Annotated in this window: 10 protein-coding genes; 4 read left to right on the forward strand and 6 right to left on the reverse strand. The window is 62.8% G+C overall.

Going from position 1 to position 12,278, the window contains the following annotated elements; translation table 11 throughout:
• Positions 1–27 precede the first annotated feature (27 nt).
• Positions 28–1,023, reverse strand: a complete 996-nt coding sequence (locus tag JMV54_RS02455) for a stage II sporulation protein M (protein ID WP_201517322.1) — start codon at positions 1,021–1,023, stop codon at positions 28–30.
• A gap of 16 nt (positions 1,024–1,039) precedes the next feature.
• On the opposite strand from JMV54_RS02455, the gene JMV54_RS02460 reads away from it, so the two are divergent.
• The gene (locus tag JMV54_RS02460; RefSeq protein ID WP_201517323.1) at positions 1,040–1,906 is read left to right on the forward strand and encodes an RDD family protein; all 867 of its coding nucleotides are present in this window, start codon (positions 1,040–1,042) and stop codon (positions 1,904–1,906) included.
• A 210-nt stretch (positions 1,907–2,116) separates the two neighbouring features.
• Here JMV54_RS02460 and JMV54_RS02465 read toward each other — a convergent pair whose 3' ends face one another.
• The 5 genes from JMV54_RS02465 to JMV54_RS02485 are packed head-to-tail and all read right to left on the reverse strand — an operon-like array spanning position 2,117 to position 7,955.
• A complete protein-coding gene (locus tag JMV54_RS02465; protein ID WP_201517324.1) occupies positions 2,117–3,421 on the reverse strand; it encodes a DUF58 domain-containing protein in 1,305 nt (434 codons plus the stop codon).
• Positions 3,421–4,374, reverse strand: coding sequence for an AAA family ATPase (locus JMV54_RS02470; protein WP_201517325.1), 954 nt, complete (start codon positions 4,372–4,374; stop codon positions 3,421–3,423). Before JMV54_RS02470 ends, JMV54_RS02465 begins: the two co-directional genes overlap by 1 nt.
• Positions 4,355–5,701 carry a DUF4350 domain-containing protein gene (locus JMV54_RS02475; RefSeq protein ID WP_201517326.1) on the reverse strand — a complete coding sequence of 449 codons (1,347 nt, stop codon included), beginning with the start codon at positions 5,699–5,701 and terminating at the stop codon, positions 4,355–4,357. Before JMV54_RS02475 ends, JMV54_RS02470 begins: the two co-directional genes overlap by 20 nt.
• Complete coding sequence (locus tag JMV54_RS02480) at positions 5,698–6,345, reverse strand: DUF4129 domain-containing protein (RefSeq protein WP_201517327.1); 648 nt, start codon at positions 6,343–6,345, stop codon at positions 5,698–5,700. Before JMV54_RS02480 ends, JMV54_RS02475 begins: the two co-directional genes overlap by 4 nt.
• Positions 6,346–6,371: 26 nt before the next feature.
• A complete protein-coding gene (locus JMV54_RS02485) occupies positions 6,372–7,955 on the reverse strand; it encodes a DUF7847 domain-containing protein (RefSeq protein ID WP_201517328.1) in 1,584 nt (527 codons plus the stop codon).
• Between the two features lie 128 nt (positions 7,956–8,083).
• On the opposite strand from JMV54_RS02485, the gene mtrA reads away from it, so the two are divergent.
• From mtrA to JMV54_RS02500, 3 genes are all read left to right on the forward strand, one after another.
• A complete protein-coding gene (mtrA, locus tag JMV54_RS02490; protein WP_201517329.1) occupies positions 8,084–8,767 on the forward strand; it encodes an MtrAB system response regulator MtrA in 684 nt (227 codons plus the stop codon).
• A gap of 128 nt (positions 8,768–8,895) precedes the next feature.
• Positions 8,896–10,590 (forward strand): MtrAB system histidine kinase MtrB, encoded by a 1,695-nt coding sequence (gene mtrB / locus JMV54_RS02495; RefSeq protein ID WP_201517469.1) that lies wholly within the window; start codon positions 8,896–8,898, stop codon positions 10,588–10,590.
• Entirely contained in the window at positions 10,587–12,275 is a 1,689-nt protein-coding gene (locus JMV54_RS02500; RefSeq protein WP_201517330.1) for an LpqB family beta-propeller domain-containing protein, read from the forward strand. The genes mtrB and JMV54_RS02500 overlap by 4 nt, the downstream gene beginning before the upstream one ends.
• Positions 12,276–12,278 lie beyond the last annotated feature (3 nt).

Genomic DNA, 12,278 nt, shown 5'->3' on the forward strand with positions numbered 1-12,278 from the left:
CTGGTCGGGTAACCCGGCGGGGTCGCGCTAGTTCGTATATACCAGCCGGTGTCCCGCATCCATTGCGTCAAGATCACCGTCGTGACCCGCACGTGCCGCCCGATAGCCGAGCACATACGCGTAGGCCAAATAGCTCAGCAGCGCCACCGCGCCGATGCCGATTTTCACGGCCCACGGCCAGTCTTGGCGGGTTACGAAACCTTCGATCAGCCCCGAGATGAACAGGAAGATCGTGGTGCCGACCGCGGCGATGACCAGCGTGCGTCCAGCGATGCCCGCGCTCACCAGGCGAGGCTGCGGCCCCGGCACGATGAGCGACCAAAACAGGGCAAAGCCGGTGCCGGCGGCGACGAAGATCATGGTCAACTCGAGCAGCCCGTGTGGTGCAATCCACAGGAAAAAAGCGTCGAGGTGGCCAAAGTGCGCCAGCACTGCGGCCGAGGTGCCCAGCGCGACAGCGTTCTGCACCAGCATCACGATCGGAAAGATGCCGGTAAAACCGAACGCGATACACAGCGCGGCAATCCAAGCATTATTGGTAAACACTCGTGCCGCGAACGCGGTTTCGCTGTATTCCGAGTAGTAGTTGATGAAGTCGTCTTCGGCGTATTGCTGCAGGCCAGCCTCAGTGCCATAAAACTGCAGCAGTTCGGGGTTCATTTGATGCCAGAAGAATGATCCCATCGCAACCAGCACGGTGAATAGTGCCGCCGCGAGCGTCCACCAGCGCACCCGGTAGAGGGATGCGGGTAGCTGTTCGACAAAAAATTCCTGCAGCGTCAGCAGAGGGTTGCGGCGGATGCGCGTAAACCGCATCCGGGCTTGTGACATGAAGACCGAAAGCGTGGCGGTTTGGGCCGATTCGCCATAGGTGGTGCGCATGGCCGAAATATCGCTGGCACCCGACTGGTAGCGGGCGATGAGTTCGTCGGCTTCAACGCCAGTGAGCTCGCGTTTATTCGCGAGCTGTCGCAAGCGCTGCCACTCTGCCTGCCGGGCTTCGGCGTAAATGTCCATGTCCATGTGGTGCAATCTTTCCATGACTACACGAGCGGACGCTGTCGGTTTGCCGACCGATTCAGACGAGATCATCGTCGGTGAGGGCGTTGCGCTGGCGGTGCCGCCCGCTGGATTCTTGTTGCGGGCGCTGGGATCGATCATCGATGTGGCGCTCATCGCGCTGGGTTATTTGCTCAGCCTCTGGCTGCTGGGGATGATTCTGGTTGCTTGGATACACGACACCGGCGTCATGATTGAAGACGCCTGGATTCCGGTGTTCATGATTATTTGGGCCGTGTTTTGGGGGCTGGTGGTGCCGGTCACGATCGAAACGCTGTCGCACGGCCGCTCACTGGGGAAGCTCGCGGTGGGGATTCGGGTGGTGCGCCTGGATGGCGGCTCGATCAACTTCCGGCATGCGTTTGTGCGCGGGCTGACGGGATTGGTCGAGATTTTTATGACCTTCGGTTCGGTTGCGGCGCTGACGGGCGTGCTGTCGCCGCGCGGTCAGCGGGTGGGCGATTTACTCGCCGGCACCTACGCGCAGCTGGAGCGGTTGCCGCGTCCGCAACCGCTGGTGTTGATGCTGCCACCGGGGCTCGAAAATTGGGCCGCGATTGCGGATGTTTCGCGGCTTCCCGACCGGGTTGTGCGACGCATCCGTGATTTCTTTTTGCAGGCCGACAAACTCACTCCCGCAGCTCGCAGCGCGCTGGCGGCTGATTTGGCGCGTCAGGCGAAACCCTACGTGCATCCGGTGCCAGATGTGGGGGCCGAGGTGTTCCTGGTGGCCATCACGGTGGTGCGCCGCGAGCGTGAGCGGCGCGCTCTTGAAGCCCGCGCCCGCCGCATCGCCCGCCTCACCCCGACCCTCGAACAGCTGCCGTATCAGCTCCCGAATCGTTAGGCGGTTCGGCACAAGACCGGCACAGTGAAAACCGCGGTTAGCGGTTTTCGAGCAGACCAGCACAGTGTCGACCGTGCGGGCGAACCGGCAAATGCCGCAAGAGCTCGCCCGCGGGACCAGGTGCTTGACGGTTCATAGTCTGGTGGTAGTCTCTCTATGAACGCCCCGGTGATGCCTCTGTTTTGACACGCACCCGGGGCTCCTGTTTTCCTACAGCCGCCCGGCCTTCTTCAGTTCGAGGTACTTATCCGCCAGTAGGGGTGGCAGATCCAGTGGCGGTGCTGAAATTGGCACCGCGCCCGACTGGGTAATTGCCCGCTCAACTCGCCGTGCATCCAGAGTTGCCCGTTCGGCAGCCGCGGCCCGCAGCACCTGTTCACGATCGCCCAACGTGGTCACCAGTTCTGCCACGCTCGGGTCGCTTGCCGAAGCGACCACCACGAGGTGCTTTCGGGTGATGTCGGGCAGCATTTCGAGCAGCGGCCGCGATGCGGCGGCGTGCTCGGCAGTGGTGAGCAGCACCACGAGTGCCCGCTGCGTGGTGAATTCGCGCACCAGCCGGGGAATATCGTTCCACGCGGTTTCGATGAGCTCGGGTTCGACGGTCGCCATCGACTCAACCATTTTTGATAGCAGTGTGGCACCGCTGGCATCGTGCACCCGTGCCCGCACCCGGCGGTCGTAGGCGATCAGCGACACCCGGTCGCCGGCTTGGCTGGCCAGCGCGGCCAGCAGCAGGGATGCTTCGATTGCGGTGTCGAGGCGGGTTTCGTCGCCGATGCGGGCGGCCGCCGCGCGTCCGGTGTCGATGACAATAATGACCTGCCGGTCGCGTTCGGGTCGCCAGGTGCGCACCACGAGGTCTTGTTTACGGGCGGTTGCACGCCAGTCGATCGACCGCACATCGTCGCCGCGCACATAGTCGCGCAGCGAGTCGAATTCGGTGCCCTGGCCGCGCACCTGCAGGGTGGTGGCGCCGTCAAGTTCGCGCAGCCGCATCACCCGCGACGGCAGGTGCCGGCGCGAATTGAATGGCGGCAGCACCCTTACCCGGCCCGGTGCACTGATGGTGGCCTGTCGCGCCAGCAGATGCAGGGGTCCCCATGACCGGATCACCACGCCCGCGGTGGTGCGGTCGCCGCGACGCCACGGATGCAGCGTGTGCGTGAGCGCTCGACGCTCGCCGGCAGGGATGACGACACGATCACGCATCCTGCCCGCCCCGGCCGACGGTTCCCACAGATCACGGAACTGGGCGTGCATCCCGCGCCCCAGATTGGTGATCAGCACGCGCGACTCAACCGGTTCGCCGAGCCGCACTCGGCCGGGAAGTTCGCGTTCAATGCGCACTTTTCGTGCCGGTGCTGCCAAGCTCAGGTCGATGATGCCGAGCAGCAGCCAGCAACCGAGCACCGCGCCGAGGGTGCCAAAAGCGCTGCTCGGTGCATCCCCGAATATCACCAGCGGGATGATGCCAACGAGCAGTAGCGCCGCGTAGAGAGGACTGATTGCCACTAGACCGGCACCCGCACCTGCTGCATGATCGACGCGAGCACCGAGTCAGCCGAGACTCCCTCGAGCTCGGCCTCGGGCTCGAGCGCGACGCGGTGTCGCCACACCGGCTGCACCAGGTGCTGGATGTGGTCGGGCGTCACCGCCGGGTAGCCGTGCAGATAGGCGAGGGCCTTCGCCGCGCGCAGCAGCATGGTGGCACCACGCGGTGATACGCCCATTCGCACCGACGGTGATTGTCGAGTGGCGCGGGCGAGATCGACCATATAGGCGAGGATTTCGGGGCTGGCCTGCACCTGCTGCGAGGCCCGCTGCGCCTGCAAAATTTCGTCGCGGCCAATCACGGCCCGCACTCCGGCGGTGTTGAGATCGCGCGGCGAAAAACCGGCGGCGTGACGGCGCAGCACCTCAAACTCGGCGTCGCGCGGGGGCAGATCGAGCACGAGCTTCATGAGGAAGCGGTCAAGCTGCGCCTCTGGAAGCGAATAGGTGCCCTCAAATTCGATCGGGTTCATGGTGGCGGCAACCATGAATGGTTCGGGCAGTGGTCGGGTGACACCGTCGGCCGACACCTGCCGCTCTTCCATCGCCTCGAGCAGTGACGACTGGGTTTTGGGCGGGGTGCGGTTGATTTCGTCGGCGAGCAGCAGGTTGGTAAATACCGGCCCTTCACGAAACTCGAATTCGCCGGTGCGGTTGTCGTACACGAGCGAGCCGGTGACATCCCCGGGCATCAGGTCGGGGGTGAACTGCACTCGCTTGGTGTCGAGGCTGAGCGCCTGGCTGAGGGTTCGCACCAGCAGGGTTTTGGCGGTGCCGGGCACACCTTCGAGGAGCACGTGCCCGCCGGCGAGTAGTGCCACCAGCAGGCCATCCACGGCTTCGTCCTGGCCGACGACGGCCTTACCGACTTCGGCGCGTACCTGCGCGAGTTGATTACGAATTGAATCGGTCATCTGGGTTCCTTCGCTCTCGAAGTGGGGCAAAAGTGGTGGGGGTTTCGGAAGCAGTATTGCCGCGATGCTTGGATTCACGGCCCACGGCGGCGCGCACACGACGTTCGAGCTCGGCGCAGGCATTGGCGAGATCGACCATCTCGCCGGCGTTTTCGGGGATGCGGGTGATCAGCACAGCGTGCGCATGGTCGCGGGGAACATGGGCAAGCGCGGCGCAGGCGTCGGCGACGGCTTCGGCACTGGTGTTGCGGCCGATTCCGGCGAGGTCGGCAATGCGGTCGAGGGTGCCGATTCGGATGGCGTCAAGTGCGTGGATGTGGGCGCCTGCCTGGCCGTAGAGTCGGGCGCGTCCCTCGATAGTTTCGTTAGCGGGCACCGCGACCGGTAGTCGTTCGGCGACCAGCGGGCCAAAACGGCGACCGTATGCCAGGCAGGCGGTGATGCCGGCAATTATTAGCAGGATTATTGCCGGTAGCTGCCACTGCGGCACATAGGCTGAACGCGCGGTCTGTTCGGGAAGGTCTTTCAGGCTCGGGACGTACCAGACCAGGTGGGGGTTTTCGCCGAGCACGTTGATGGCCATCGCCGCGTTGGCGTGGCTGGCGATGTTGCCGTTGGTGAGTACGAGCGGCTGCCCGATCACGGTCACTTTTGTGGCGGCGCCGTCGCCGCTGCCGGTCACGAGTGCGTAGCCATTTTCACCGCGGTAGCAACCGTGGGCATCCCCTGTGGGTGAATATTCACTGCCGGAAGTGGTCGAGATGCGCGGGGCGCGGCTGCCGAGATCTCCACAGTCGCTACCGGCCGGCAGCGACTGCTCGGGATCGGACTCTTGGGCGCCGGCCACCTGTGCCACATCTTTCACCCATTGCCGGCCGGTGTAGTTGGGCGAGAGCACGATGAGATGGTCGACATTGAGCTGCCGGATGCGTTCCCAATCGTCGCTATCGAGCAGCGTCGAGGTGTCAGACACCACGAGTGTTGTTTGGGGTGAGACGGCGTCTTCGGTGTCGTCGAGCGAGTCGGTTTGTTGCACGCTGACGCCGTGGTCTTGCAGCACCGATACGAGCGCTTTGGTGCCGCTGGGGCGCGGCGAATCGGGGCTGAGGGGGATGCCGTCGGCGCTGCTGACCTGAGCGCCTCGGATCAGCACCGTCACGAGGGTGAGTACTACGAGCCCAATACCGATATAGATCCAGGCGGATGACTTCCGCCACCACTGGCGCGGTGTTGGCGAGAGTGTGGCATTTGGTTCGACGGGATTGACCTGCTCGACCGAGCTGGTTTGGCTGGGTGGGGGCGATGTCGTTGCTGTGGTGGGTGTCACGGTGCCCCCGCTGGAGTGGTGTTCGTTGCGGCAAGCTCGGCGATTTTGGGCCGGGATGATTCGAGCCGCTCATCAAGCGCCCGCAGTGCCTCATAGCCCGTGCGGGTGCCGGCGACGCCGAGATAGCGCACCTCGTCGAAGCGGTCGGCTGCGCGGTGGAGCTCGCCCGCCTCAGCAGGAAACACGCGTACGGCGGCAGCGGCCACACCCTGCGCGGTGGTGCCGGGGCGCAGGGCGATCAGGGTGCGGTCGCTCAGTGCGCGTGAGATGGCACGGAATCGTTCGGCGATTGCGAGGCTCCAGTCATTTTGGGATGCGGCTGCCTCGGCCGCTTGCCGGAGCTCGATGGCCGAGCGCGGGTCATCCTCGAGGAATACCGCACCGGGTTTCGCCGCACGTCGAGCGATTGCGCGGGGCCGCCCCAGCAGCACGAGCCCGGCGATGAGCGCGATCAAGAGCACCAGCAGCACAATCGCCCAGGGGTTGATGCCGCTGCCTTTGAAGCCGCCGTCCATAACGAGGTTTGCGAGCTGTTCCCACAACCAGGCGAAAAATTCTTCAATGAAGTTTGGTTTTGCCTGCTGATATTCCTGTTTGCTCAGCTCTTGCAGCACCCAGTCGCGAGCCTCGGGCTCGTCGGGCATAAGCGGTGGGGTGACGGCGAAAAAAATCAAGATGATTGACCCGTGTTTCTAGTGTCGCCGCTACCCGCATCCGTACCTGTGGTGCGGTCAGTATCCGCATTCCCCGACGGCTGGGGTGAACCGTAGGGGGACACGGGCTGGTCGTACTGCGGAGCGGGGCCGGGCTGCGGGGCAGCTGGCTGGCTCGCATACGGTTGATTCGAAAATTGCTGGCTCGGGTATTGCGGGGCAGAGTATGACTGGCTCGGGTATTGCGGGTCAGGGTATGTCTGGCTCGGATACTGCGGGCCAGCGTATGACTGACCAGGGTACGGCTGACCAGGGTGCGGCTGGCCCGAATATGGCTGGCCAGGGTAGGGCTGCGGATATGGTGGTGCCGGATAGCCCGATTGCGGGCCCGTGTATGCCGGCTGAGCGGGTTCGGGAGCCGGCCCGAGGTCCGGTGCCGTCCAGGGCTCTGGATCAACCGGCTCTCCGGCGGCGACCTGTTCGGCGGTGCGCTGCAGATGGATGTTGAGCCCCTCTTTTCGCATCCGCAAATCGGCATACATAATTACCGCGTTACCGCTAGTCAAAATGAGTGTCAGCGTGCTCACCAGCGTCGAAAACACCACCATAACGATTGACGCAAAAATGGCCAGGCCGGTGACCACCGGCTCTTGGCCGCTGGCAGCATCGCCGAACGGCACGAGCAGCTGCGTGAACAGTGGTACGAACACCGAACCCAGCAGACCGATCACCTGCGTGACCACGCTAATGATGATCCCGAGTACCAGCACTGTTCCCAGTGTGCGCCAAAAGTATTTATTAGACAGTCGCCAGCTGCGCTTCAACGCGGCACCCGGGCCGAGATTTTCAAGCGCGATTGCTGACGGGCCAAACAGCAGCTTGATCTGGAAAAAAGACAGGGCGGCGGTCAGCGCCAAGATGATGACAAACATCAAGACGATGACCGACACAATGACACCGACGTTCGGATCGCCGCCGGCTGATGAAGAAAACGACCAAAACACCAGTAGCGCGCCAAGTCCACCGGCAACCAGCACGATACCGAGCTGGATGAGCCCCATCAGCAGGATGTAGCCGATCATGGCCCACATCCGCTTTGTAGCTCGGCGCCACGCTTGACCGAAACTGAGCGGGCGATTGACCGCGGCTGCGGCAACCACCTGGGCGATGATCACCTGCAGTAGTGCTGAACCGAGCAGGCCGATGATGAAGCCCGGAACCATCGAAAGCAGCAACCAGAACGGAAATCCCAGCGCAATGGCGAGCCCGTCTTCACCGCCTGCTCGTGCCAGCCGATCGGCCGCCCAGATCACCGTCAGCAGCGGGCCCGCGATCATCAGCAGCGAGGTGACCGCATTAATGATCAGCCCCGAACCAACCGAAACCGCGGCATTGGTGCGCAACAGCTTAAATGTTGTGCCGAGAACCTCACCAAAATTGAGCGGCCGCAGCGGGAAAAGCCCCGGTGCCGGCGCTGCCACCCAGCCAGTAGGCCCCATCTGCGCCGACCCGGTGTCCCAGCTCGCAGAACTGCCATAAGCGTTGAACTGCGGCGGCGGTGGGGTCGGTGGCAAGTTCGTTCCCTGGTCGAATTGGTTCACACGGCAATGGTTGCACAGTAGCTTCCCCCAATCTCGAAAACTCCACAGCTAACATTGGAGGCAGATTATTGGCAGCGTGACGTGGTGCGCCGCCGACTGAACAGGCAGCCGACTCAATAGGAGGTTTCATGGCCGAGCGCATTCTGGTGGTCGACGACGACACTCCACTGGCAGAAATGATCGGCATCGTGCTCGAGTCGGAAGGATACGACCCCGACTACTGCGCCGACGGCGCCGCAGCGCTTGCCAAATTCCGCGAGGTCGACCCCGACCTGGTGCTCCTCGACGTGATGCTGCCGGGGATGGACGGCATCGAAATCTGCAAGCGCATCCGTGCCGAATCGGGTGTGCCCATCATTATGCTCACCGCTAAAGCTGACACCACCGACATCGTGCGGGGCCTTGAGGTTGGTGCGGACGACTACATCGTCAAACCTTTCAACCCGAAAGAGCTCGTAGCTCGAATTAAGACGCGGCTGCGGGGCAGCCAATCGGAGAGCCCGGAGCTGATCCGGGTGGGCGATATCACCATGAACGTGGCCGCCCACGAGGTGCTGCGCGGTGACGAACCGATTAACCTCACGCCGCTCGAATTTGACCTGCTGCTGACCCTCGCTTCGAAACCACAGAAGGTGTTCACTCGCGAAGAGCTGCTCGAACAGGTGTGGGGATACCAGTACAAATCCGATACTCGCTTGGTGAACGTGCACGTGCAGCGGCTGCGCTCGAAGGTTGAGCTCGACCCGGATCAGCCGAAGATCGTCACCACGGTGCGCGGGGTTGGGTACCGGGCGGGACACACACCCGCGTGACCGGCACATCCACGGAACTGGTGCGGGTCAAGCTCGACACCAGTACGCTTCGCGAAGAGTCAAACCGGTCGCTGCGGGGCGAGCCACTGCCCGGAAGCTGGCTGCGTCCCACCGGGATCCTCGCGAATATGCGTTTTCTCTGGCGCACCTCGCTGCCGTATCGGGTCACCCTCGTGGCTGTGGGGCTGACCACGCTGACCGTGCTCGTCGTCGGTCTGGTGATGGGACACGCTATCGCACGAGACCTCTACAGCTCGCGTGTGAGCGAGATCGTCAGTGAAGCCGATCGCGCTGGAACCGCCGCCCGGGCAGCGTTCGCTGCCGGCGCTGAAAGCGACGAGACCGTGTTGACCTCGCTGCGTCAACAGGCGCTACAGACCGCATCCGAACAGGCCGCAAACTCGCGCGGATACGCGTTCTATCGGGCGCCCCAAACCAGCAGCTCAGTTGGCCTGCAAAACATCGCCTCAGACGTGCAAGTGGCCGAACTCATCACCGACGAACTTCGCACTGCAGTGCGCGGAGATAGCGAGAATCTGCACTATCAATCGGTGGCGCTCCCCGGCCGTGAGGGTGAAGGCGACATTCCCGGAGTGATCGTCGGAACCGGGGTCAACGTCCCAACAGTGGGTATGTTCGAGTATTACCTGGTCTACTCGCTCGAAGGCTCACAACAAACCCTCGATTTTGTGCAGCGCACCCTCGTGGTTTCGATGGTCATCCTGGTGTTGCTGGTGGCGGTGATCGTCGGTGGGATTACTCGCGCGGTGATCCGCCCCATCCGCACCGCAGCGCGAGCCAGTCTCAAACTTGCGGATGGTGAGCTGGGCCAGCGGGTACCGGTGCGTGGTGAAGACGATCTCGGGGTGCTCGCTCGCTCGTTCAACCAGATGGCCGACAACCTGCAGCGTCAAATTGAGCAGCTCGAACATCTATCGAAGGTGCAGCAGCGGTTCGTTTCGGATGTGTCGCACGAGCTGCGAACCCCGCTCACCACTATTCGCCTCGCCGGCGGTATCGTGTATGCCCGGCGCGACGAATTCGACAAGGCGTTCGCGCGTTCCGCTGAACTTTTGCACGACCAGATCGGCCGCTTTGAACTGCTGCTCAATGATCTGCTTGAAATTAGCCGCTATGACGCCGGTGCCGTCGAAATGCTTCGTAAACCGAACAGCCTCGGTGCGATCGCTGATGATGTCATCGGCTCGATGAGCCAGGTAGCGCTCGATCACGGCGTGGAACTCATCTTCCTCGAACCCGAACGGTTGGTCGAGGCCGAGTTTGACGAGCGGCGCATCACTCGCGTGGTGCGCAACCTCATCGCCAATGCCATCGAGCACAGTGAGGGGCGACCCATCGTCATCACTGTCGACAGTAACGCCACTGCAGTCGCCATCTCGGTGCGTGACTACGGCCTCGGTATGGCGCCCAACCAGGCCGAACACGTGTTTGAACGCTTCTGGCGAGCCGACCCCTCGCGTAAGCGCACCATGGGCGGATCAGGTCTTGGCCTGGCTATTTCACAGGAGGATGCGCAGCTGCACGGCGGATGGCTGCAGGTGTGGTCGAGACCGGGAATGGGCTCAAATTTCCGACTCACGCTGCCGCGAACGGCGGGCGACAGTATTGTTTCGTCTCCGCTGCCGCTCGAGCCCGAGGACGCCGGTGCTGAATCATTCCAGGCGCCCAGCTACTGGGGATATGTTGTTCGTCGTATCGGGGCGGTCGACGACCCCGACCTGCCCGAAGTCAGCAACCACACCCCGAGTGCCGGCGAGCCGCCAGCATCCGGCGCAAGTGACCATCAGGGAGATCCGCAATGAAACGCGTTTCGCGTCTAGCTGCGCTCGCACTCGCCGGCACTGTGGCGCTGGCGGGATGCGCGTCGATCCCGATGGAGGGGTCGGTTGAGCTGGCTCGCCATGTCGAACAAGACCGAGAACAAGGCGTGCGCTATTTCCCGGCCGGGCCGCTGACCGGCGGTAGTCGCGAAGAAATCGTGCAGGGTTTCCTCGATGCTGGTACCGGTGTGCAGGATAATTTTGCGGTGGCACGCCAATTTCTCGCCTCCGAATCTGCCGACCAATGGCGTCCAGAGCAGCGCACCATCGTTGCCGGCGGCCAAGCATCCATGAAAACACTCGCCACCAACCTCGTTGAGGTGACGCTGCAAAGTTACGGTGAGGTTGACGCCGCCGGGAATTACACGTTCTATGTACAACCCAAGAGCGTGACCCTGCAATTTAAACTGGCGCAGATCGACGGTGAGTGGCGCATTCAAGAGGCACCGGACGCGATCGTGCTGCAGCGGCAGGCGTTTGTTGACCTTTTCCACTCGCTGACCCTCGAATATTTCGATAGCCAATTCACCTACACCACCGGTGACCTGCGCTGGGTTATGACAAACCGTGACGAAGCTACGCGCGCTACCCAGCTGCTGCTCGAAGGTCCGAACCAGTGGTTGGCTCAGGGTGGGGCGGTGCGCAGTGCAATTCCTGCCCAGGTGCGTCTGCTCGAACCGGTGCGCACCGACGGTAATACCGCGATCGTGAATCTGAGCGATAAAATCTCACACATGCCGCCCGATCAGCTGAGCCTGGTGCGGCTGCAACTCGAGCAAACCCTCAAACCGGTGCTCGAAGTGGGAGCGGTGGAAATCCGTGTCAATGGCGCCAAACTTGATGTCCAGCTGCCGCAGCCCGGCCGTGTGTTGCTCGAAACCGAAGTGAAATCGGCACCGCTGGTGGCGCAGGGGCAGCAGGTCGGTTATCTCTACGGCACCGAGTTGCGTGAACCCCAGGGCGCGGCAAACGTTGAGTCGGTGGTGGTTGATCAGAAGGTGATTCGCGGTGCGCTGTCGCTTTCGCGACAAACCGCGGCGCTGCTCACTAAGGATGCGACGCTGGCGATGCGTTTTGCCGACACCGAACCGCAGTTGATCGACACCCGACCCGGCCAGATCGAGCCGTCGCTCGACAACTGGGACTATGTGTGGACGCAGTCGACCGAGCAGCCGGGGTTGTGGGTCACCAAAATCGGCGAGACATATTCTGAAGAGATTGCACTTCCCGAAGGGGTGCGGGATGATTTCATCTCGTTCCAGCCCTCGCGCGATGGCGTACGGATGGCCTTCCTTTACAAGGACGATGACCGGGTCGTGTTGGCAATTTCACCGATTCAGCGGGATGAAGCGGGCACGCCGGTTGGATTCGGTGAACCGCTGCTGTTAAAAATGCCCGGTGCGGCGGCGGCCGATGTTGCCTGGGTTGATCGGAACACGGTCGCCATGCTGGTCGACGTTCCCGACGGCTCAACCGATGTGCGTATTTACCGTGTTGGCGGCGAGCTCACTTCGCTCGGCACCATTCAGGATGCGGTGCAGGTGGCGGGCTCGAATTCGCTTGCCGGGATGCGCATCATTGACCGCAATGGCACGCTCTACGCATCCCACGGCACGGGGTGGCGATCGAATGCGGCCACCGTGAGCTTCCTATTCGCGCAGGAGTAGGGA

The organism is Gulosibacter hominis (assembly GCF_904842695.1).
GTDB lineage: Bacteria > Actinomycetota > Actinomycetes > Actinomycetales > Microbacteriaceae > Gulosibacter > Gulosibacter hominis.